The sequence below is a fragment of the Pseudorhodoplanes sinuspersici genome, assembly GCF_002119765.1.
Taxonomy (GTDB): domain Bacteria; phylum Pseudomonadota; class Alphaproteobacteria; order Rhizobiales; family Xanthobacteraceae; genus Pseudorhodoplanes; species Pseudorhodoplanes sinuspersici.
Genome location: NZ_CP021112.1, coordinates 4035939 through 4058576, shown reverse-complemented (window position 1 = coordinate 4058576; position 22638 = coordinate 4035939). Strand labels below are relative to the sequence as shown.

At 63.3% G+C, this 22638-nt stretch carries 21 protein-coding genes; 2 read left to right on the top strand and 19 right to left on the bottom strand.

What is annotated here, in order from left to right; translation table 11 throughout:
- Positions 1 to 132: 132 nt before the first annotated feature.
- From CAK95_RS19635 to CAK95_RS19565, 15 genes are all read right to left on the bottom strand, one after another.
- Positions 133 to 360 (bottom strand): DUF2274 domain-containing protein, encoded by a 228-nt coding sequence (locus CAK95_RS19635; protein WP_086089452.1) that lies wholly within the window; start codon positions 358 to 360, stop codon positions 133 to 135.
- Positions 357 to 1556 (bottom strand): TraB/TrbI/VirB10 family type IV secretion system protein, encoded by a 1200-nt coding sequence (locus CAK95_RS19630; protein WP_086089451.1) that lies wholly within the window; start codon positions 1554 to 1556, stop codon positions 357 to 359. Before CAK95_RS19630 ends, CAK95_RS19635 begins: the two co-directional genes overlap by 4 nt.
- Positions 1553 to 2557, bottom strand: coding sequence for a P-type conjugative transfer protein TrbG (trbG, locus tag CAK95_RS19625; RefSeq protein ID WP_086089450.1), 1005 nt, complete (start codon positions 2555 to 2557; stop codon positions 1553 to 1555). The genes CAK95_RS19630 and trbG overlap by 4 nt, the downstream gene beginning before the upstream one ends.
- On the bottom strand, positions 2554 to 3243 hold the full coding sequence (gene trbF / locus CAK95_RS19620) for a conjugal transfer protein TrbF (RefSeq protein WP_086089449.1): 690 nt from the start codon (positions 3241 to 3243) through the stop codon (positions 2554 to 2556). Before trbF ends, trbG begins: the two co-directional genes overlap by 4 nt.
- Positions 3243 to 4592 carry a P-type conjugative transfer protein TrbL gene (gene trbL / locus CAK95_RS19615; RefSeq protein ID WP_086089448.1) on the bottom strand — a complete coding sequence of 450 codons (1350 nt, stop codon included), beginning with the start codon at positions 4590 to 4592 and terminating at the stop codon, positions 3243 to 3245. The genes trbF and trbL overlap by 1 nt, the downstream gene beginning before the upstream one ends.
- On the bottom strand, positions 4592 to 4912 hold the full coding sequence (gene trbK-alt / locus CAK95_RS19610) for a putative entry exclusion protein TrbK-alt (RefSeq protein WP_183044159.1): 321 nt from the start codon (positions 4910 to 4912) through the stop codon (positions 4592 to 4594). The genes trbL and trbK-alt overlap by 1 nt, the downstream gene beginning before the upstream one ends.
- Positions 4909 to 5646, bottom strand: a complete 738-nt coding sequence (trbJ, locus tag CAK95_RS19605; protein WP_086089447.1) for a P-type conjugative transfer protein TrbJ — start codon at positions 5644 to 5646, stop codon at positions 4909 to 4911. Before trbJ ends, trbK-alt begins: the two co-directional genes overlap by 4 nt.
- The gene (trbE, locus tag CAK95_RS19600; protein ID WP_086089446.1) at positions 5643 to 8078 is read right to left on the bottom strand and encodes a conjugal transfer protein TrbE; all 2436 of its coding nucleotides are present in this window, start codon (positions 8076 to 8078) and stop codon (positions 5643 to 5645) included. Before trbE ends, trbJ begins: the two co-directional genes overlap by 4 nt.
- Before the next feature lie 10 nt (positions 8079 to 8088).
- Entirely contained in the window at positions 8089 to 8358 is a 270-nt protein-coding gene (locus tag CAK95_RS19595) for a VirB3 family type IV secretion system protein (RefSeq protein WP_086089445.1), read from the bottom strand.
- A complete protein-coding gene (locus CAK95_RS19590; RefSeq protein WP_245303882.1) occupies positions 8358 to 8621 on the bottom strand; it encodes a TrbC/VirB2 family type IV secretion system protein in 264 nt (87 codons plus the stop codon). The genes CAK95_RS19595 and CAK95_RS19590 overlap by 1 nt, the downstream gene beginning before the upstream one ends.
- A 65-nt stretch (positions 8622 to 8686) precedes the next feature.
- Positions 8687 to 9685 (bottom strand): P-type conjugative transfer ATPase TrbB, encoded by a 999-nt coding sequence (trbB, locus tag CAK95_RS19585; protein ID WP_086089443.1) that lies wholly within the window; start codon positions 9683 to 9685, stop codon positions 8687 to 8689.
- 141 nt (positions 9686 to 9826) lie between these two features.
- Positions 9827 to 10795, bottom strand: a complete 969-nt coding sequence (locus tag CAK95_RS19580) for a LysR family transcriptional regulator (protein ID WP_183044158.1) — start codon at positions 10793 to 10795, stop codon at positions 9827 to 9829.
- 55 nt (positions 10796 to 10850) lie between these two features.
- Entirely contained in the window at positions 10851 to 14030 is a 3180-nt protein-coding gene (locus CAK95_RS19575) for an efflux RND transporter permease subunit (protein ID WP_245303461.1), read from the bottom strand.
- Positions 14027 to 15190 carry an efflux RND transporter periplasmic adaptor subunit gene (locus CAK95_RS19570; RefSeq protein ID WP_157699684.1) on the bottom strand — a complete coding sequence of 388 codons (1164 nt, stop codon included), beginning with the start codon at positions 15188 to 15190 and terminating at the stop codon, positions 14027 to 14029. Before CAK95_RS19570 ends, CAK95_RS19575 begins: the two co-directional genes overlap by 4 nt.
- A gap of 70 nt (positions 15191 to 15260) precedes the next feature.
- Positions 15261 to 15635 (bottom strand): cupin domain-containing protein, encoded by a 375-nt coding sequence (locus CAK95_RS19565; RefSeq protein WP_086089440.1) that lies wholly within the window; start codon positions 15633 to 15635, stop codon positions 15261 to 15263.
- A 263-nt stretch (positions 15636 to 15898) separates the two neighbouring features.
- Between CAK95_RS19565 and CAK95_RS19560 the strand changes: the two genes are divergently transcribed.
- Complete coding sequence (locus CAK95_RS19560; RefSeq protein WP_086089439.1) at positions 15899 to 16855, top strand: LysR substrate-binding domain-containing protein; 957 nt, start codon at positions 15899 to 15901, stop codon at positions 16853 to 16855.
- A 56-nt stretch (positions 16856 to 16911) separates the two neighbouring features.
- On the opposite strand, the gene CAK95_RS19555 is transcribed toward CAK95_RS19560, so the two are convergent.
- Both CAK95_RS19555 and CAK95_RS19550 read right to left on the bottom strand, forming a co-directional pair.
- A complete protein-coding gene (locus tag CAK95_RS19555; RefSeq protein WP_086089438.1) occupies positions 16912 to 17349 on the bottom strand; it encodes a ribbon-helix-helix protein, CopG family in 438 nt (145 codons plus the stop codon).
- A gap of 1 nt (position 17350) precedes the next feature.
- On the bottom strand, positions 17351 to 19381 hold the full coding sequence (locus tag CAK95_RS19550) for a conjugal transfer protein TraG (protein WP_086091523.1): 2031 nt from the start codon (positions 19379 to 19381) through the stop codon (positions 17351 to 17353).
- 154 nt (positions 19382 to 19535) lie between these two features.
- Between CAK95_RS19550 and CAK95_RS19545 the strand changes: the two genes are divergently transcribed.
- Positions 19536 to 19865 (top strand): VpaChn25_0724 family phage protein, encoded by a 330-nt coding sequence (locus CAK95_RS19545; protein ID WP_086089437.1) that lies wholly within the window; start codon positions 19536 to 19538, stop codon positions 19863 to 19865.
- A gap of 16 nt (positions 19866 to 19881) precedes the next feature.
- On the opposite strand, the gene CAK95_RS19540 is transcribed toward CAK95_RS19545, so the two are convergent.
- On the bottom strand, positions 19882 to 21621 hold the full coding sequence (locus CAK95_RS19540; protein WP_086091522.1) for a relaxase/mobilization nuclease domain-containing protein: 1740 nt from the start codon (positions 21619 to 21621) through the stop codon (positions 19882 to 19884).
- A 259-nt stretch (positions 21622 to 21880) separates the two neighbouring features.
- Entirely contained in the window at positions 21881 to 22621 is a 741-nt protein-coding gene (locus tag CAK95_RS19535) for a lysozyme family protein (protein ID WP_086089436.1), read from the bottom strand.
- Positions 22622 to 22638: the final 17 nt, after the last annotated feature.

Below are 22638 nucleotides of genomic sequence, written 5' to 3'. Positions count from 1 at the left end.
GAAGGTCAAGGAAGAAGCGCTGCACTCGGGCGAGTCCCATGCCGGACCGCGGCGCGACTCCGCGCTGGAAGGAAACTGCGCTGGCCTTAAAGTGACCCTTGGGTTGTTATCCAGAGCAGCGCTGCCGCAAGTCTATGACGTCGCTTTGCTTTTCCGCGCTCTCGCGAAGGCTCGATCTGTCACCATGAAGCGCTCGATCATCGGGGCGATGATCTTGGCCGGATCAGGTGCAACCTGTCCGCTCTCGCGTCCGATGGCTTCCGCATAGGCGATCAGATTGCGATGGACCGCGGCCGGCAACTCGATGGTGAGCTTCACCGGTTTGTCATCTTCGATCGTGCCGAGCTTGAGCTTGCTCATCGACTTGCCTCCTGCTGGCCGTAGGGCGCCATCACGAGATCGCGGTTGACGATCACCCGCACAGGGAAACCTTGCCGGATGGTGAGCGTGGGTTGGATGTTGAGCTGGCGGCGGACCAGTTGTTGTCCGGTATTGTTGACCGAGTCCTGCGAGCCGCGGCGCAGCGCGCGCACGAGATCGCTCTCGTCACCGTCGGATCCAACCTCAGCACCGACGCTAAGCAAGGTGGAGAGCGCGGCGGCCTTGATCAGATCCCACCAGTGATAGTCGACCTCGTCTTCGAGACCGGAGAATCCTCGGGCGTCGGCGCCCTGCTGGCGCTCAAGCACGATCGACTTTCCGTCCGGCAACATGATGCGATTCCATACGAGCAACACGCGCTTCTGTCCGAACGAGACTTGGCTGTCGTACTGGCCTATGAGACGCGCGCCCTGCGGGATGAGTAGGAATTTTCCGGTCGGCGTATCGTAAACGTGTTCGGTGACTTGCGCGGTGACCTGGCCTGGAAGATCGGACTGGATGCCGGTGAGGAGTGCGGCCGGAATGACGGTACCGGCCTGCACGACATAAGGTGACGCCGGGTTCGCCAAGCGATCCTGGCTGACGGTGCGGCGATCGACCGGACCGTTGACGAAGGCGAGCTTGCGATCCTGCATGTTCTGCATCGCGTTGGGATCAAGCGGCGGGGCTTCCGCGGGTACGGCGAGCGTCGTGCCAAGCGCCGCACTTGCCGAAACTGGTGTCGGCAGTGACGTACGGATCGCGGTTGCGGCGAAGAGCTTGCTCAGACGCGCTGCCTCGATCTCCTGCAGGCGGCGCTGTTCCTCGGGCGAGATGCCGGGCTGCGGCAACGGTCCGCCCGGCGGGATGGGTTGTCCCTGATTCTGCGCGCTGAGGATCGGCCGGCCGAGGTCACCTGGCAACGGCGGTCCAAGTTTCGGAATGCCAGTGTAATCACGGGGCAGCCCGGTCAGGCCGTCCGCGGTCGACCGGTTCTCGGTCGAATAGAGTTCCCTGCTCTCCTGATCGGCTTTGCGAGTCTGCAGCGCATAGATCAGTGCCGTGGCGATCGCGATGCCCGATACGGCGCCAAGACCGATCAGCACCTTGCGCGACAATCGCGTAACGCGTGGCCGTTCGGTGCGCAGACGCAGGTCGGGCGTGACGTCCGGCGCATTCTGCGTTCCGTCGGTCATGACCGGCGCCTTCCATCGGTGCGGATGATACGGACGCGACGCTCGCTGTTGCTGTCGCCGAGGCGCAATTCGGCGGCGCCGAACAGGCGATCGACGATGTAGTAGTTCTGGCGGGCGCGATAGTTGACGAGTTCGCTGTCGCCGCCAGCCCCTATAATAAAGAGAGGCGGCATCTCGCCCTGCCGGATGCCAGACGGGAACTCGATATAGACCTTGATGCCATCGTCGAAGGCGCGCAGCGGCCGCCAGGCCGGCGTATCGCCCTCGATCTCGTAGCGGAAATTCAGCGACGAGATATCGACGCCGGTCGCGACCGGCTGGGCCGCGAGCGCCGCCGCATTCTGGCGGCGCAGCGCGATGAGCTGGTCCTGCGGGTACTGCCAGGACACCGAGGCCATATAGGTTTTCTCAGTCGAGTTCAGCTCGAGCAGATAGGTGCGGCGGTCGGTGTTGATGACGAGGTTTGTTTGCAGGTCCGGGCGTGTCGGCTTCACCAGGATATGGATCTGCTTGGTCTCGGCCGTGCCACTTTCGGTGTCACCGATGATCCAGCGCACAGTGTCACCAGCGGCGACGGGACCGGAGCCGACAAGCTGCTCGCCCGGCTGCAAGGCCACGTCCGTCACCTGTCCCGGTGCGGCGTAGACCTGATAGAGCGCGCCGGGCGAGAACGGATAGACCTGCACGGCATTGATGAAGCCGTTGCGCACCGGCTGGACGCGCGCTGCCTTGTTCGCCTGCGTGATGCGGTCCTTCGGATCCTTTGCCTCTGGCGGCGCTTTGGGGCCTGGGACCGGCTTCAACTGACCGGGCAGCGGCAGCGGCTTCGGAAGTTCGACCACCTGCACCGCGGACGGAGGCTCGGCGGCCTGAACAGCCGGCACGAAATCATCATAGGTTATGTCGGGCGGGAACAGTTTTTGCGCGCACCCCCCGAGCCCCGCGGTGCTGATCAGAAGAAGAGTCTTGAGCAGTTTTTGTTTATGGATCGGCGGCTTCATTGCGAGAGCTCCTTCGACCAGTTGATGGCGTTGACATAGATGCCGAGCGGGTTCTGCTTGAGACGGTCGGCGTCGCGCGGCTGCTGCAGGGCGATGGTGAGGATCGCGGTCCAGCGTTCGATACCGGCGAGTTGGCCGTTCTCATAAGCGCGCTCGAACCACGCGACGCGGAACGAATCTGGCGAGGCGCGGATGACGCTTGAGACCTCGACGGCGATCTGGCGCTTGCCGACCTTCGCGAAGGGATCGTTGACGCGCGCGTAGTCGTTGAGCGCCGAGGCGCCGCGGTCGGTCGTGAACTCATAGGCGCGCAGCCAGTTCTGCCGCACGATCACGGCATCGGCCGGGATGGCGCGGACCTGTTCGATGAAGCGCGCGAGATGCCAGGCGATCTGCGGATCAGTCGGCTTGTAGTCGGCAATCGCAGGACCGACAGCCTGCGCCTCGCCGATCCTGTCGATCTGTACCACCCACGGAACGATCGAGCCGCGCGCCGACTGCCAGACCAGGCCGAAGGCGAGACCCGCCGAAAGAAACAACGAACCGAAAGCCATCAGCCGCCAGTTCTTCGCCTGCACTCGCGCGGAGCCGATGCGGTCATCCCAGACCTGCGCGGCGCGCTGATAGGGCGTTTCGGGTTCGGGCGTCGCGCCGTAGCGCACGGAGGGGCGGCGGAAGACATTCATTAGCGTTCATCCTGTCGGAGGGAGATGGAAGCGCCGCCGCCGTGGCTGTCGCCGGAACGGACAGCGTGAGCGGCCGCAGTCGCGCCGTGACTCATTGTCTGATGGCGCTTCATGCGTTGCGCCCAGGCAGGCGGAGATGAGCGAGTCTGAGCAGCATCGCTCGTCGCTTCGCCGCCGATTGTGCCCATCGTCGATGAGCCGCCAGTGGCTGCCGCGGTGCTGCGCGCGCCACCGCGATAGCTTTCGGCCATCGCGCCGGAAGCCCTGCTCGCCGCACCGCTGACCGGGCGCGTCGCGGCTGCCACACCTGCGCGCGCAACACCGGACAGACCGGACGCAACACCGGAAGCGCCGCTCTGCCCGGCCGAGGCGAGGCTGTAGGATGTCGACGCGCCGCCGGCGAGCGCGGCACCGCCGCGCGCGGCCGCGGCGGTCGCCCCCATCGCCGCCCCTGCTCCCCTCACGGCCATGCCGGCCGCCGCACCGCCGGCCATGACCGCTCCGCCCGCGGCAATGGCGGTGCCGACCGCGGAGCCCGCACCGAGTTGCGGACCGCCGGAGATCAGGCCATTGGCGATGCCGGGTCCGAAGATACCGAGGCCGAGCAGCGAGAGTGCCGCAAGCACGATCGCCATCGCGTCTTCGACGGTCGGCTGATTGCCGCCGAAGCCGGCGGTGAACTCGGAGAACAGCGTCGAGCCGATGCCAACGACGACAGCGAGCACCAGCACCTTGACGCCAGATGAGACCACGTTGCCAAGCACGCGCTCGGCAAGGAAGGCGGTCTGACCGAACAGGCCGAAAGGAATAAGGACGAAGCCGGCGAGCGTGGTCAGCTTGAACTCGATCAACGTCACGAAGAGCTGGATCGCGAGGATAAAGAACGCGAGTAGCACCATCACCCAGGCAAACAACAGCACGACGATCTGGATGAAGTTCTCGAAGAAGGCGATGTAGCCCATCAGCCCGGAAATCGATTCCAGGATCGGGCGTCCGGCATCGAGGCCGACCTGAGCGACGCGGCCCGGACGCAGAAGGTCGGCGGCGGAGAACCCGGTGCCCGACGCCTTCAGGCCGAGGCCGGCGAAACTCTCGAAGACGATCTTCGCGAGCGCGTTCCAGTTGCCGATGATGTAGGCGAAGACGCCGACGAACAGCGTCTTCTTTACCAGGCGCGCGATGATGTCTTCGTCGGCGCCCCAACTCCAGAACAGTGCAGCGAGCGTTATGTCGATCACGATCAAGGTCGTAGCCAGGAACGCGACCTCGCCGCTCAGCAGGCCGAACCCGGAATCGATGTAGCGGGTGAAGACTTCGAGGAAATGATCGATGACGCCAGTGCCGCCCATCAGCGCGCCTCAGCCGGTTTGTTGTTGGGTGCAAAGAAGCGCCGGCGGTTCTCGGCCCAGACGCGGCGGCAAGTGTCGTCGGCCGCAAGTTGCTCGGCCGTGACGTCGCGGCAGCGCGCGAGATCGGCTGCCATCGGATCGCTTTTCGTTGTTAGAGGCACAACATCGTGGCTTGCGTCATCGGTGCGGCTGGCCTCACCGATGGCGATGACGATGGCCGCCACGACAACAGCGATCGCGGTGAAGCGCAGAAAGGAGCGGACGGCCGCATCACGCCCGTTTCCACCTTTGCCGTTGTCGCGCAGCCAGACTTTGATCACTGGAACATCCGCACTGTGGTGGGACGGTAGCCCGCGCCGGGGGTCAGGAAGCGCCGGAGTTGCTCACGGCCCTGCTCCTGCGCAGCGGCGCGTTGCGCGGCTTCGAGGTTCTGTGCGCGGCCTTGCGCCGCGACGGCCGCGGTGAGATCGGCAACTTGCTGTGTCTGCAAGGCGATGAGCTGGTTACCGGCCTGGGTCGCCTGCAACGCGCCGGTCGCGGACTGGCTCGCGGTCACGAGCGACGACATCTCGGTGCGGTTGGTCTCGAGATTGGCGACGACTCCGGCGTGAACCTTCATGGCGTCCTGAAGGCCTGCGACGGAATTGCGCCACCGCTCGCGCGCGCCATCGATCAGCGCCTGGTCGCTGGCGGTCGTTGAGGCTGCGCCGTAAGTCGTGGAAAAGGCGTGGTCGATCTGCCCGACATCATAGGTAATGCGTTGGGCCTGACCGAGAAGCTGCTGGGTGCGCTGGATCGATCCGACGATCTGGTTCAACGATGATTGCGGCAGGCTCGCAAGGTTGCGCGCCTGGTTGATCAGCATCTGCGCCTGGTTCTGCAGTGATGTAACCTGATGGCTGATCTGCTCCAGCGCGCGTGCCGCCTGCAACACGTTCTGCGCATAGTTGTTGGGATCGAACACGATCTGTGCCGATGCCGGCGCGATCGACAAGATGACGGCGACAGTTGCCGCAAGAATTGCCGCACGGCGGCCGGACTGCTTGATGCTCATGATGACTCCAGGTTGGTCAGGTTGGGAATGAGATCGGCGGCCCAGAGAAGGTCATGTGCGGCGAGCCAGCCGTGAACGAAGCCCTCGTGGCCAAACTCAGCGATCACGCGCTCGATGTCCGCGTGATCGGTCTTGGACGAGGCGGCGCAGAAAGCGAGCGCAACCGGACCCAATCCGAGTTCGAACAGGCGGTTGCCACGGCGGGATTGGCAGTAGTAATCGCGCTTGGGTGTCGCGCGCGCGATGATCTCGATCTGCCGATCGTTCAGGCCGAACCGCCGGTAGATCGCGGTGATCTGTGGTTCGATCGCGCGCTCGTTGGGAAGGAAGATGCGCGTCGGGCAACTCTCGACGATGGCGGGCGCGATCGGGCTGCCGTCGATGTCGGATAGCGACTGCGTGGCGAAGACGACGGACGCGTTCTTCTTGCGCAACGTCTTCAGCCATTCGCGCAATTGCGCGGCGAAACCCCCGTCGTCGAGCGCGAGCCAACCTTCGTCGATGATCAGGAGCGTCGGGCGACCATCGAGCCGGCCCTCGATGCGGTGGAAGAGATAGGCGAGCACCGCGCCGGCGGCGCCGGTGCCGATCAGACCTTCGGTCTCGAATGCCTGTACGGACGCCTCGCCGAGTCTCTCCTGCTCGGCGTCGAGTAACCGCCCGTAGGCGCCGCCGATGCAGAACGGCCGCAGCGCCTGTTTGAGCTTGGCGGACTGTAGCAGGACGGCAAGGCCGGTCAGCGTCCGCTCGCCGAGTGGAGCGCTGGCGAGCGAAGCGAGCGCGGCCCAAAGATGCTCCTTCAACTCGGGCGTCAGCGCGACCTGCTCGCGCGCGAGCATGTCGACGACCCAGTCGGCGGCCCAGGCGCGTTCCGGCATGTGGTGGATGCCGGCGAGCGGCTGGAGCGAGACGGATGTCTCCGCGCCGTCGGACAGCCCGCCGCCGAGATCGTGCCAGTCGCCCTGCATGGCAAGTGCGGCGGCGCGGATCGATCCACCGAAGTCGAAGGCAAACACCTGCGAGCCCGGATAACGCCGGAACTGCAACGCCATCAACGCCAACAGGACCGACTTGCCGGCGCCGGTCGGACCGACCACCAACGTGTGTCCGACGTCGCCGACATGCAGCGAGAAGCGGAACGGCGTCGAGCCTTCGATCCGGCCGAAGAACAATGGCGGCGCCGCGAAGTGTTCGTCCCGCACCTCGCCGGCCCAGATCGCGGAGACCGGGATCATGTGGGCGAGGTTCAGCGTCGAGACCGGCGGCTGTCGGACATTGGCGTAGACGTGGCCTGGCAAAGAGCCGAGCCACGCCTCTATCGCGTTGACGCCCTCGGCGATGCAGGTGAAGTCGCGACCCTGGATGATCTTCTCGACCAGCCGCAGCTTCTCGGCCGCAATGCTGGGGTCTTCATCCCATACCGTCACCGTCGCTGTGACGTAGGCCTGGCCGACGTCATCGGCCCCCAGTTCCTGCAACGCCATGTCGGCATCGGCCGCCTTGTTCGCGGCATCACTGTCGACCAGGACCGACGCCTCGTTGGTTATCACTTCCTTGAGGATCGCGGCGATGCCCTTTCGCTTCGCGAACCATTGCCGCCGAATCTTCGTGAGCAGCTTTACGGCCTGCGTCTTGTCGAGCAGGAGCGCGCGCGTCGACCAGCGGTACGGGAAGGCAAGCCGGTTCAATTCGTCGAGGATTCCGGGATGGGTCGCGGTCGGGAATCCGATGACCGTGAGCGTGCGCAGATGGGAGTTTCCCAGGCGCGGCTCCAGTCCACCGACCAGCGGCTGATCAATCAGCAGCGCGTCGAGGTGCATCGGCGTTTCGGGGACGCGAACGCGCTGGCGCTTGGTCGAGACGGTCGAATGAAGATAGGTCAGCGTCTCTGGATCATCGAGCCAATCGACCTCCGGTACGAAGCCTTCGAAGAGTTGCAGCACGCGATCGGTGCGGTCGACGAAGCCGCGGAGCAACTCTCGGGCATCAACGCCGGTCTGATCCCGCCCCTCGTAGAGCCAGCTCTCGGCGCGCGACGCATCCTCGGCGGGCGGCATCCAGAGGAATGTGAGGTAGTACCGGCTCTCGAAGTGAACGCCAGCGGCTTCGAACTGCTCACGGCGTTCGAGATCGACCAGGGCGGACGCGGCCTCAGGAAAGATGCTGTCTGGATACGCGGTCGCCGGACTGCGCTGCGCCTCGACGAAAATGGCCCAACCGGAGCCCAAGCGGCGGAGCGCGCTGTTGAGGCGCGCCGTGGTGCCGATGAGTTCAGCCGGCGTCGCGCTGTCGAGATCCGGGCCGCGGAAGCGCGCCGTGCGCTGGAACGAACCGTCCTTGTTGAGGACGACGCCCGGTGCGACCAGGGCGGCCCAGGGCAAATAGTCGGCAAGGCTTGCGGTGCGATTGCGATACTCGGCGAGGTTCATCATGGACCGAACCTCACGACCGGAAATACGCGGGATAACGCAGATGCCGGCGCACCACGTCGACGAACTGCGTATCGCGCTTCGTTGCCCATACGGCTGCGAAGTGACCGACGGCCCAGAGCACGAGGCCAATGAGCCACAGCCGCAGGCCGAGGCTGACAGCGGCCGCGAGCGTTCCGTTGGCGATCGCGACCGCGCGCGGCGCGCCGCCGAGCAGGATCGGATCGGTCAGCGCGCGATGGACCGGCGCATGGAAGCCGGCAATGGGCTCGCTCGTCTGCATCAGAGCAACGCTCCGCCGCCGAACGAGAAGAACGACAGGAAGAAGCTCGATGCGGCGAACGCGATCGACAGGCCGAACACAATCTGGATCAGACGCCGGAAGCCACCGCTCGTGTCGCCAAAGGCCAGCGTCAGCCCGGTGACGATGATGATGATCACGGCGATGATCTTGGCGACCGGTCCTTCGACGGAGTCGAGAATCTTCTGAAGCGGCGCTTCCCAAGGCATCGAGGAGCCCGCGGCATTTGCCGTGGACGCCGACATCGCAGCAATTGCGATCGTGGCGGTGAGCAGAGCGACCTGCGAGCGCAGGCCGCGCGACAGTGCGGTCATGGGTGGTCTCCGTGGGATGTTGATGTTCCGCCCGCTTCAGACGGGAGGATGAGGTAGTCGCCGCTTGCGGGATCGAGGCCGGCGACGAAAGCGAGTTCGGCGAGGCGGCGCTGCGCACCACGCCCGGCGAGGACCGCGACGATGTTGATCGTCTCCGCGATCAGAGCGCGCGGCACCGTGATGACGGCTTCCTGGATGAGTTGCTCGAGGCGCCGGAGGGCACCGAGCGCGGTGCCGGCATGGATGGTGCCGATGCCGCCGGGATGGCCGGTGCCCCATGCCTTCAAGAGGTCGAGCGCCTCGGCGCCGCGCACCTCGCCGATCGGTATGCGATCGGGACGCAACCGCAGCGAGGAGCGCACGAGATCCGACAGTGTGGCCACGCCGTCCTTGGTGCGCAGTGCGACAAGATTCTGCGCCGCGCATTGCAGTTCGCGGGTATCCTCGATCAGCACCACGCGATCGGATGACTTGGCGACTTCTGCGAGCAGCGCGTTGGTGAGCGTGGTCTTGCCCGTCGAGGTGCCGCCGGCGACCAGGATATTGCGGCGCTCCGTGACGGCCTTGCGCAGGACTCCTGCCTGGGCGACTGTCATGATCCCGGCGGCCGCATAGTCATCGAGCGTGAAGACCGCAACGGCCGGCTTGCGGATCGAGAACGCCGCCGCGGACACGACCGGCGGCAGCAGTCCCTCGAACCTCTCTCCCGTTCCGGGCAACTCGGCGGAGACGCGCGGGGCGCCGGCATGGACTTCGGCGCCGACGTGATGCGCGACGAGGCGAATGATGCGCTCACCATCGGCGGAAAGAAGCGTCGCGCCGGTATCGAACAATCCTTCGGAGAGACGATCGATCCAGAGGCGGCCGTCCGGGTTGAGCATCACCTCGACGACGGCGGGGTCTTCCAGAAAGGTGGCGATGTCCGGCCCGAGCGCCGTGCGCAGCATGCGGGCACCGCGCGTGACCGCTTCTGCCTTGGGAGTTGCGTTTCCCATCTTGCCCCCGGCGCTGCGTCGGCCTGTCGAGTCGGGCCGGACATCGGGGACGAATAGAAGAGGCAGGAAACGTAGCAGCGCAACAAGAGTCAGGTGGTCATCGTAGCGGAGCGAAAAAATACAGGAGAGATGCGGTGCCGCTTATGACATGGATGCACTGCTAACGAGGTGCGGAACGGCGGGATGGGCCCGGAGCAGAGCCAAGAACTGCTTCAGGGTCGGATTGTCATTATTGCGCCGCCAATAAGCGACGAATCCAAGCCGAGTTGGTCCGTTGCCGTCGCGCAATTCTCGAAACACAACCCCTGGCAACGGGGCAAACGAGGATTCACAGGCCAGTGTAATGCCGCGCTCGCCGCGAACGGCACCGATCGTCACGCTATGGTGGGCGTTGATGTGCTTGATTAGGGGACGATCGCCAGGAGCCGCTAGCTTGTTGAGTAAGACATCATTGATCTCCGGCCCTGGATCACGGTGGCTTATGACGAAGCGCTCGTTCCTCAGGTCAGTCCAATACACAACATCACGTTCGGCAAGCCGATGTGTTTCGGGGAGCACGACCATGATCCGCTCGGACCACAGACTCATATGCGCGTAGTCTCGATAGCCGGGCTCGCCCAAAACCACAGCGATATCAATCGCGCCGCGATCAAGAAGCGGAATTAGTGCCGCACGAGTTTCCTCAATAATATTGAGCTCAGCTTCGGCATGCTGATTGGCGAATGCGACCAAGGTGTCGCGCAAAGCTCCTGCCGATAGAGAAGTATAAAAGCCGACATCGATTCGGCCTAAATCTCCGCGCTTCGCAGCCTGCGCGGATTGTTTCATAAACTCCAACTCGGCGAGGATGCGATCGGCCGACTGCACAAACTTCTCACCTGGGGGCGTCAATCGCGCTCCGCCGGCACGGCGCTCAAAGAGTAGAACGTCGAATTGATCCTCAAGTTCACGAATTCGTTTACTCAGCGTTGGTTGCGTGATGTTTAGATCAATGGCTGCACGACGGAAACTGCGGTGCCTAGCCGCGATAGAGAAATAGAAGAAGTGGGCTACCTTCATACTCGCGATACAGCCGTCGATCCTCACAACTGAACCCGATACAGCAGACAATCCAGATTTCATTGTCTTGAACTGACCACATTGATGTTGCATAATAGTTTCAGTTTCACGCGCCTGACCGACTGACCAGCTTCACTCCATCTTTTCGTTGTGCGAATTCATTATGTATTTTGTACGAACTCTTCGTGCAGTGCAGGTCTTGCTGCCGCGATGTGAACCACTGCTGCAATCGAACCAGATAGAGATAGACGACCGGTGTCGTGTACAATGTTAGCAGCTGGCTGACCAACAACCCGCCGACCATTGCGTAACCGAGCGGCTGCCGCAGCTCCGAGCCGGTACCGGTCCCGACTGCCAACGGCACACCGGCGAGAAGCGCTGCGGCAGTCGTCATCAGAATTGGGCGAAATCGCAAGAGGCAGGCTTCGCGAATAGCGACGACTGGCGGCAAATGTCGGTCGCGTTCGGCCACGATGGCAAAGTCAACAAGCATGATGCCGTTCTTCTTGACGATACCAATCAACAGAATGAGGGCGACGATTCCGATCACCGACAGATCCATATGGCCGAATTGCAGTGCGAGCAGTGCGCCGATGCCTGCGGATGGCAGCGTGGAGAGGATCGTCAGCGGATGGACGAAGCTCTCATAGAGAACCCCGAGCACGATGTAGACCACCACGAGCGCGGCGATGATCAGTATTGGCATGCTCGACAGGGAGGCCTGAAAGGCCTGTGCGTTGCCCTGGAACGTGCCGGTGACCGCACCGGGCATGCCGATATCAAGTGCCGCCTGTCTGATGGCCTCGACAGCTTGGCCGAGAGCGCCCCCCGGCGCGAGGTTGAACGACAAAGTCACGGACGGAAACTGCCCCTGATGGGTCACGGACAGCGGCCCGACCCTGGTGGTATCGAAAGTCACCAGCGCGGAAAGTGGCACAGCGGCTCCGGTCAGCGGCGACTTCAGGTAGATGCGCTGAAGCGAGGAGAAATCCGTCTGCAACTCTGGGAGCAGTTCCAGAATGATCGGGTAGGTGTTGAGCTGCGTAAAGTACTGCGTGACCTGTCTTTGACCGAAGGCATCGTTGAGGGTGTCATTGATTAGTTGCGGCGAAATCCCGAAACGCGCCGCCTGATCGCGATTGATCTGCACCTGGATTTGCGGCGCATTGGCGAGAAGATCCGTTGCGACATCCGCAATCTGCGGCAGCGTGCGCATCTTTTCCAGCATGCGCTGCGACCACGTCGTCAATTCACCGACGTCGACGCTTTGCAGTGTATATTGAAAGCTTCCGCGCGAACTTCGACCGCCTACCGTGATGTCTTGGATCGGCTGCATGGACAGGTTTGCACCCTGGACCTTGGCCAATTGCGGCCGCAGCCGGTTGATGATCTGCGAGGCCGTCTGAGTGCGTTCCTCGCGCGGCTTCAGGACAATGGTGAAGCGGGCGGTGTTGGCGGTCTGCGCATTTCCGTTGCCGCCCGTGCTGGCGGTCGTTGCACTGACACCCGCAACGTCGGGATCGCGCAGGACGACCTCGGCCAACACTTTCATCAGGCGCTGCATTTCCTCGGACGAGGCCCCCTGCGCGGTTTCCGCCACGCCCCCGATCAGTCCGGTGTCCTGTATCGGAAAGAACCCCTTCGGAATCTGAACGGCCAGATACACGGTGAGCGCCATGGTTGCGAAGAACACGGCCAGAGTCGTTGCCTGGTGTCGAAGCACGATGTCGAGCGTGCGGCGATATCCTGAGAGGATTCCGTCAAACGCGCTTTCGATCGCACGATAGAGGCGCCCATGCTGGTCGGTATTCGGCCGCATGAAGCGCGAGCAGAGCATCGGCACGAGCGTAAGCGAGACGATGGCCGACACCAGAATCGAGGCCGTGACCGTGAGGGCGAACTCGCGGAACATCCGCCCCACAATGCCGCCCATGAGCAAAAGCGGGATGAAGACCGCAACCAGCGACACGCTGATCGACACAATGGTGAAGGCGATTTCGCGGGACCCGGCCAGCGCCGCATCGAGCGGCGATTGTCCCTCTTCCATGTGCCGATAGATGTTCTCGACAACCACAATCGCGTCATCAACGACAAAACCAATCGCGATGATGAGCGCCATCAGTGAAACGTTATTGAGACTGAATCCGAGAAGATACATCGCGGCGAACGACCCGATCAGCGCGAGCGCCACTGTGATGCTCGGGATCAGGGTCGCCCACAGATTGCGCAGGAACAGCAGAACCACCAGCACCACCAGCGCGACCGTGAGAACAAGCGTGAATTCGACCTCGTGAACGGACGCCCGAATGGTGATGGTACGATCGAGCACGGTCTCGACCGTAATCGCGGGCGGCAGGTTCGCAGTCAGCTTGGGCAGTTGAGCCTTGATCTGGTCGACCGTTGCGATGACGTTCGCACCGGGCTGCTTATTGACCGAAAGCAAGATGCCCGGAACGTTGTTGTAATGAGCTGCTGTATTCCTGTCCGATGGCGCCGAAACCGCGCGCCCCACGTCCCGTACCCGAACAGGAGCGCCGTCGCGATACGCAATAATCGCGTCTTCGAACTCATCTGCCTCGGTGATCTGATCGTTTGCGACAAATGCGAAGCTCGCCTTCGGTGTGGTCAGGCTGCCCTTTGGGGCGTTGGTGGTGATATTGACGATGGCGTCTCGCACCTCTTCAAGTGTCAATCCGCGCGCCGAGAGTTTTCCCGGGTCCAGTTGAACCCGAATGGAGGGCTTCTGCTCGCCGCCAATCGCAACCTGGGCGACACCCTGCACCTGTGAAATCTGCTGCGCGAGGAAACTGTCCGCATATTCGCTGACGGCCGTCAGCGGCAACGTCTCCGAACTCACCGAGAGGATCAGGATTGGCGCCTCTGCCGGATTGAGTTTGCGGTAGGTCGGCGGCGATGTCATCGAGTCTGGCAAGTTCCTGGAGGCGGCAGCGATCGCCGCCTGCACGTCCTGCGCGGCCGCGTCGATATTGCGGTCCAGATCAAACTGGATGGTGATCGACGTCGCGCCGAGCGCGCTGAAGGACGTCATCTGCGTGACGCCGGCGATCTGCCCGATCTGGCGCTCGAGCGGCGTTGCAACCGACGAAGCCATGGTTTCGGGGCTGGCGCCCGCCAGCGTAGCCGTGACCTGAATCGTCGGGAAATCAACCTGTGGGAGCGGTGCGACAGGTAGCAGGAAGAATGACGTCGTTCCGACAAATACCAACGCCACCATCAGCAGCGTGGTCGCAACCGGTCTCCTGATCGATGGCTCGGAGAGGTTCACGATCCACTCCGTGCATCGGCGGTTTGCTGCTTTGTGATGCTCACCGTGCCGCCGCGTTGCAGCCGGTATTGCCCGTCCGTTACCACCCGCTCCTCTCCCGACAGGCCCGACGCAACCACCGTCAGGTCGCCCGACGTCGGGCCGACCTGCAGCGAACGCGGCTCCGCCGTGTTCTTGTCGGTCACAATCCAGGTGAACAGCCCCCGCGGCCCGCGCTGCACTGCGCTAGAGGGGATCGTCAGCACATTGCGCTTGATCGTGACCAGCACGCGCGCATTGACATACTGACCTGGCCAGAGCTGGTCGTCGGCATTGGCGAACATAGCCTTCAGCCGAATCATGTCGGTAGCCTGATTGATGATGTTGTCGATGAGCAGGATCGTTCCGGTGCCGAGTACGCGACTGTTGTCCTGGTCGAAAGCCGTCACCTCGACCGGCCCATGCGCCATGGCTTCACGGATGTCCGGCAGCGCCCGCGCCGGCAGCGTGAATTGGACTGCCGCCGGTTGGGGCAGGACGAGAGTGGCGATCGGTCCGGAATCCGACACGCGTATCAGGTTGCCGGGGTCGACCAGACGAACCCCCATGCGGCCGTCGCTTGGCGCCGTGATCGTGGTATAGTCGAGCTGTGTTTGCGCAGTGGCGATCGCCGCCATATCGGCCTCGATGGAGGCTTTCAGCTGATCGACCTTGCTCTGCTGCTGATCGACATTCTGCTGGGTTCCGATATCCTTCTGCGCCAAGGCCTTGGAACGTGCCAGATCCTTCTCTGCGCCGGTCAGCAAAGCAACATTCTGGCGCTTTCTGGCGGCGGCCTGATCGAGCGCTGCCTGGAACAGCCGCGCATCGATCTTCGCCAAGACGTCTCCCTTCCGGACGTGCTGCCCTTCAGTGAACAGCACCTCCTGCAGCTTGCCATCGACCTCGGAACGGATAGCGACGGTAAACGACGCCTGCACCGTTCCCAGTCCCGTGAGGTAGATCGGCACATCCTGTCGCTTCACCGTGGCAACGCTCACAGGCGCCGGTGCGCGCGTCTGCGATCCGCCGCTGCGCTGCGGCGGCGGACTCGGCGCAAATTGCCAGTAGAGCAATCCGGTGACAGCAATCGCTCCGCCCGCAAGAACAAGAACTTTGCGATACAGGTTTCGGGCAGACATATCCGCGATCCCGTTTGATCCGCCGGTAGATGGAAACCCGCTCATTCGAACGGACCGGCGTGAGGCGCGATCAATCCTTCAACGGTTTGGGAATGGACCGGCCCTTGTCCTTTTCAGCAACGATGAATTCGAGAAAGCGGAGACTTTCCGTTGAACTCGGATTCCAGTGCGCATGAATGGTGCCGGCGGGAACGAACAGACTGTCGCCGGCACGTAGGGTGACTGCCGGCTTGCCTTCCTCCTGAAAGACGGCGGTGCCGGAAAGGATGTGGAAGGTGATCGCTGCCGGATGAAGGTGTCGTGGATTGATGCCACCCGGCTCGTATTCGACGTGATAGACGGCGACTTCCTGGTTCGCCGTATTGGGCACGGCCGTCTTCAGCAGCGGCGCATGCGGGATCACGCCTCGCTTTTCCTGGGCGGAAACTGGCTGGGCGTAGAGCATGCATAGAACTCCTGCTGTTAAAATGCCGATGCTGAAGAGTGAACCTTTGGTCACGTTTTGCCTCCGGACCCTGCGAGGGTGTCTGACGAACGGTCACTCTGACCGAGTCAGATCCATCTGGAATCAGCCCATTGAAAACAGAGCCTTAAGTCAATAGAGCGTCTTGCTCTGATGTTCATTGATGGAAGACATATTGGGCGAAAATGATTGTCCCGCAAACGCCTTTAACTTAATGTTCGCCCAACAAAAGGTTGGGGTCCAACATGACGCGGCGCTTGCCTTCGTTGAACGGATTGCGGGCGTTCGAAGCGGCCGGCCGGCATGGCAGTTTCACCGCTGCCGCGCGAGAACTGAACGTCACACAAACCGCGGTGAGCCGCTTGGTTCGCCTGCTGGAGGACCGTCTCGGCTTTGCACTGTTCCGACGCCACGCGAGTGCGCTCGAACTAACCGCTCAAGGGCAAGCGCTGCTGGCCGGTCTGACCGATGCTTTCGATTCAATCGCCCGCCTCACCGAAAGCGTCGAGGCGATGCGCGGCGGCCCCGTGCTCACGGTGGGAGTAGGACCAACCCTGGCGGTCAGCTGGCTGATCCCGCGGCTGGCCACTTTCTATCGCAGCCACCCCGCCATCGAGGTGCGCGTGGCGACCGGCGGCGCGACCCGTCCGGTGCGTGACGACTGGACCTGCACCATCCGGCGCGATACCGACGCGCTGCCGGGCTATACTGCTGAGCGCCTGTTCCCCAGCATCGTCGTACCGGTGTGTACGCCGGAGCTCGCATCGACGCTGCGTTCGCCCGACGACTTGCGCAACGCGACTCTGATTGTCGTGTCCAATATGCCCAACGAATGGCCGCATTGGTTCGAGGCGGCGCGCCTGCGCTCTCCGCCCCATCCCGCCGGGGAGGCGTCATTCGAGAGCAACGCCATGGCGATGCAGGCGGCGCTCGATGGCGTCGGAGTCGCCATAGCTCAATTCCCTTACGTCAGCGACGCCCTGGCAACGGGCCGCTTAGTCGCGCCATTTCCGATCATCGCACACACACGAGACAGCTGGTTTCTAGAATATCGGCCTGTTCGTCGGGAGGATCCAGCACTTCTAGCCTTTCGAGAATGGCTGCATCAGGAAGCTGATCGCGAACGTCAAGTTGAAACCGAATTGGTGAACCGAGGGTCAATGGGAGCAATAAGAGCGCGTACTAAGGTGCGTAAGCGCTAGCAGCAAAATCGATGTAGCGAATTCTCAAATATGTCTGAACTAATTCGGCTGTCGGGTTAACCTCGACGTGTGAGGTTGCATGCCTCTTCTGAAATATCATCGCAGATTTCTTGTCTAAGTCTTGGCCCCTTGGCGAGGCGGCGTCCTAGGGCATCGAGGAAACTGTCATACCGCTCCCCGGCCTTGGCCCGCGTTGCCGCCTGGGCGGCGTCGGGTAGTTGCGGCGTCGAGGCAAGCCAGAAGCGGATGAACACCGCCAGCATCTCGACCGAAATGCCGATGTCGCGCTCAAGTCGTTGCAGCCGCCGGTCGATACCGTCGAGCCGCTTGGCGGTGGCAGCCTCGCGGCGCTCGTCGGCATCGGGAGACAGGAAGGACGCGACGGCAGCCTCGGCAATGAGCGAGCGAGACTGGTCGCGCCGCGCGGCGTAGTCGGCCAGCGAGCGCATCAGGTCCGGGTCGAGATAGACGGAGAGACGGGATTTCTTTTCCATGTCAGAGCTCGATGCCGTCGCGAGGATCCATTGCCGCTTGCCGCGCGACCTGCCGCACGGTGCGGCCGACCAAACGGAGACGCATAGCATCGCTGTCGTCGTCTTCGCGATCCGGCTCAAATTCGTTCACCGGGGACTTGACCGGCTCCGGCGCGATATCCTTGTGCCGTTCGAGCCCCGGCTCGCGCCGGAGTCCTGCGTTGGCCGGATCGCTGTCGGTCGTGCCGGCCGACTTGCGGTTGACGAATGAAGTGGACTCCTTCTCAGCCGCTCCGTCTGTCTTTGCGGGTGCGACCGATCGAAGCGGAGCGCGTGCCGACCAGTCGTCGAGCTTCGGCGGCAGCTTTGAGCCACCCGGCTTCGGCGGCGGCTGGATGCGCTCGGCCAGGCGCGGATCCTCAAAGTATCGAGCCTTCTTCGCGCGGATCGGCGGAACGCCGGCGACCATGACGATCTCATTGTCGGGTGGGAGCTGCATCACTTCGCCCGGGGTCATGAGCGGACGGGCTGTCTCCTGCCGCGACACCATCAGATGACCGAGCCACGGGCTGAGCCGGTGGCCGGCATAGTTCTTCATCGCCCTCATCTCGGTCGCGATGCCGAGCGCGTCCGACACGCGTTTGGCGGTGCGCTCGTCATTGGTCGCGAAGCTGACGCGGACGTGACAGTTGTCGAGGATCGAGTTATTGGCGCCGTAAGCCTTCTCGATCTGGTTCAGCGACTGCGCGATCAGGAACGACTTGAGTTTGTAGCCAGCCATGAAGGCGAGCGCGGACTCGAAGAAATCGAGCCGGCCGAGCGCCGGGAATTCATCCAGCATGAGCAGCACGCGATGCCGCCGGTCGGTTGCCTTCAGGTCCTCTGTCAGCCGGCGGCCGATCTGGTTGAGGATCAGGCGAATGAGCGGCTTGGTGCGGCTGATGTCGGACGGCGGCACCACGAGGTAGAGCGTGGACGGCTTCACGTCTCCGGCGATGTCGGCGATGCGCCAGTCGCAGCGCCGTGTGACCTGGGCTACGACGGGATCGCGGTAGAGACCGAGGAACGACATGGCGGTGGAAAGGACGCCGGATCGTTCATTGTCGGATTTGTTCAGCAACTCCCGCGCGGCCGAGGCGACGACGGGGTGCGGCCCGTCTCTGCCGAGATGCGGCGTCGTCATCATCGCGACCAGCGTGGTCTCGATCGGACGCCGAGGATCGGAGAGGAATGAAGCAACGCCGGCGAGCGTCTTGTCGTCCTCGGCATAGAGGACGTGAAGGATCGCACCGACCAGGAGCGAGTGGCTGGTCTTTTCCCAGTGGTTTCTCCGTTCCAACGAGCCTTCCGGGTCGACCAGGACGTCGGCGACGTTCTGCACGTCGCGGACTTCCCACTCGCCTGGCCGGACCTCAAGCAGCGGGTTGTAAGCTGCGCTCTCGGCGTTGGTCGGATCGAAGAGAAGCACGCGGCCGAAGCGCGAACGCAGTCCGGCGGTGAGCTGCCAGTTCTCGCCCTTGATATCGTGGACGACGGCCGAGCCCGGCCAGGTCAGGAGCGACGGCACGACCAAGCCCACGCCCTTGCCCGATCGTGTCGGCGCGAAGCACAACACATGCTCGGGTCCGTCATGACGCAGGTATTCGCTCTCGAACCGGCCGAGCACCACACCGTCCGGGCCGAGCAGTCCTGCGGTCCTCACCTCGTCGGCATTCGCCCATCGCGCCGAGCCGTAGGTCTCGGCGATCTTTGCCTCGCGCGCCCGCCAGACCGACATGCCGATGGCGACGGCGATCGCCGTGAAGCCGCCGGACGCTGCTATGGCGGCGCCTTCAAGGAAGATGCCGGGCGCGTAAGCATCGAAGAAGTACCACCACCAGAAGAAGGCCGGCGGCGGATAGACCGGTAGCCCGGCGAGGTCGAACCACGATGAACCGAGCTGCGGCTGGAAGCCGAGCCGCCACGCCGTCCACTGCGTCGCGCCCCAGATCGTCGAAAGCGCGATCGAGAAGACGGTGAGGATCTGGCCCCAGAGGATTTTCGTCGCGGTCATGGTCCTGTCCGATGCCATCGGCGGCGACCGCGAACAAAGCGTAGCCCGTGAGGGGCTTCAACAACGATCAATCCCGTATCGCAAACAGGCGTAGGAATGCGAAAAAATACTGAAGGTGTGATTCGCCGGTGATGCCGACAGTGGAGTTAGCCGAATGTCCGTCCCCGAAGCCAATTGTCCCAGTCCGCTTGAACAACAGAAATCGGAGCATCGCGCGCTTGCCGTCCTGCGGATGCTCGGGCGTGAGCCGTCCTATGCGAGCAACGAAGAGATCGTAGGCTGCTACTTTACCCGGCTGGGCCTCGCGTGCCCGCGCGCGCAGGTCAGAGAATGCCTCGCGATGCTCGAACGGCCCGGCCTGATCGAGGTCTCAACGGTTGAGATGCTGTCTGTCATCCGCCTGACGGCGAAAGGCGATGAGGTCGGCAAAGGCCTTGTCGTGGTCGAGGGAGTCCTGCGGCCAGGCGTCGATTGCCCGTACTGACCGCGCCGCCGCAGGATCAAAGTCCCAATCCGCGTTGTCGCCCGAAACTCCAGTCTATTCCGCCATCGGCGCGGGCGATGCCTGAGACATGCCTACCGAGATTGCGTTCCAGCGACGGCGACCAAGGCACGAGCTGGAAGCCGAGACCGTCGTCGATCATGGCGAAGCGGCCGGACGCGAGCATCAATCGCTGACGATAGAGGCCGGCGACATACTCACCACTCGCCGTCTTCCGGAACGGCATTCCCATCTCAGTCGCGAGCTTCTCGCCCATGGAATCGAGTTCACGCTGCCGCAACGTGTTGATGAGGTTGCGACTGTAGATGACCTGCTGCCCCTGCCGGCGAGCGAGACCTTGCTCGATCAGATGCTCGGCCCGGCTTTCCATCGCGGCGCGCACCTCGGCGCCGAACCCGCCGTTTCCGAGGGGTGTTGCATCGCGCGCGATGAGCTGCCGATCGATCCAGGTCGCGCCTGACGCCTTCACCTGCGCATCGAGATCGAGGTCGGACCGCACCGCAAGGGCAGCGCGCTCGCGGCCGTGGGAATCCTCGAACCGGCGCAGTTCGACGATTGATCCTGTCGGGCCATCGCCCGTGGCATCGAGGGTGGCAAGCTTGATGTGATGGGTCCGCCCATCGGTACCATCGACGACGGCGTAGGCAGAGGCCTTCAACTCGTCATCGAGGCCGCGGTCAATCAGACGCCCGACGATGGGATCGGCGAGGCTCTCGCCAGCCAGCACATAGCTCGACGCGCCGCGTTCGAGGCCGCGCTCGGTGAGCGCCCTGTTCATGCGCTTGATGATGTCTCCGCGCTCGGCCAGTTCGCGCAAGGTGGACTCAGCCTCGTCGGCAATCATCCACTGTCCCGGTGCAATCTGGTTTGCAAGCCCGAGCGACTCCAGTTTGCACAGACGGCCGACCTTCTGCGGGAGGTACTCGTCGGGTTGTTTGCCCGCAATCGGCGCAACGTCGATGATGCCATGCCGGTTTGCATCCCGGACAAGCTGGCGATCGAGCCGTGTCCAGCGCTCGGACTCCACCTGGCTCTCGAGGCTGCGCCGGATGTCGAGGTCGGAGCGCGGCCCTAGTTCCTGCGTGACGAGATCCTGCGCCCTCGCCCGCATTCCCTCGCTGATGTATTCCCGCGCAATGACGAGGTCTTTGCCGTCGCTGGCGCGGCCACGGATGATGATGTGGACATGGGGGTTGTCGGTGTTCCAGTGATCGACGCCGACCCAGTCGAGTTTCGTGCCGAGGTCCTTCTCCGCCTGTCGCATCAGGTCGCGCGCGAACGCTTTCAGGTCCGACATGTTCGCCGCGTCCTCCGGCGACACGATGATTCTGAAGTGGTGCCGGTCTTCTTCGCATCGCTCGCTGAACGCCTTCATGTCGGCGTCGTCGGTCTCAGCACCGAACATACGTGCCCGCTCGCCGTCTCGCGTCACGCCCTCGCGGCGCAGGTAATTGAGATGTGCCCGAAGCGTCGCGCGGGGGCGGGTGTTGCGGACGATGCGGGTCTTAACCGTGGCAAGGCGCGAACGGGACGTCACCAGTCGGTTCGCCCGCACGCTGGCGGCGCGGCCACGGCCGAAGCGGGAACGTCGCGGCGCGGTGATCCGTCTCGACCTGGTAACATGGCCCCCGGCACGTTCGGCGGCAGCGAGCGCCTGGGCGATGAAAGGCTTGGCTTGCATGTTCGGACGCGAGCGGATTTTGCCGGGGCGGATGCGGAAGTCATCCTCGTTGCTCATCGCGAATGCTCCGCGATGTGCGATATACGTTGAAGAGATTGCGGAATCTTCGCGTGCGCGATGTCGCGCCATGCTCGCGCACGTCGCAGTGTGCGGGGTGAAACGTGTGCAGAAACAATGCCCCGACCGTCCCCCAACCGGGCCGCACCTCGCGGCCTTTTATCTTGCCCTCCAACGGTCGTGTTGCCGCTCTCCTCCCCGCTTACACACATTCGTGCGCCGGTCTTCGCTGTCTGACGATGGCCTGCGATACGCTTCATCATGGACGCCCGGTCCCGATGCGACGCACGAACAAGTCGCGATCTTGCGGATTGCTCTTGAATGGAGACGTGGCAGATGAACCGGACGATGGCGGTTCAGGTGCCGATGGCGCCGCCGTTGGGATGTGCTCCGATCCCTCCGTCGGAGGCTTGGATTTCGTCGGGAAGAGTGCGCTCGACCAGCTACGCGCCTGGTCGGCGAATGTCGTCGTGATGTCGACGATGGGCGTCCCGGTGTCGGACGGCGCGTCATCAGCCGTATCGAAGATCTCAGTGCTCGTGCCGCGCGGCATGTCGAAGTTCGGTGCATCGCCCTTCGCCGCCGTCGCCGCGACGTCGGTCGCGAACTTGACGTCCGGCCGATCCCACGAGCCACGATAGGCTGCAACGGCGCAGAGATTCGGATCGGTCTTGAAGCGCGGATGAGCTTTGCAACGAGTGGCGAGCTTGGTGAGTTGGGATGCCGCCATCGCGACGTTGCGGCACGGCAAAAGGACCGACGCGGAGACTCGCGATGGAGATACGGACACGCCGGCGAGACCGACGCGCACGATACTGTCGACAGACAATTCCCGCGTTTCACGGATCGCGTCACGCATGTTTCGATACACACGCGGGTTTGCCTCGCCCGGCATTGAGATCGCCCAGGGCTCGCCGCCCGAATGGTGCCAGACCAGCGCATGCATTAACTTCGGATCGACAGTGAGCGCGCACGCGGTCACGAGCGTAAGAAGGTCCATAACGTATGCTCCATGAA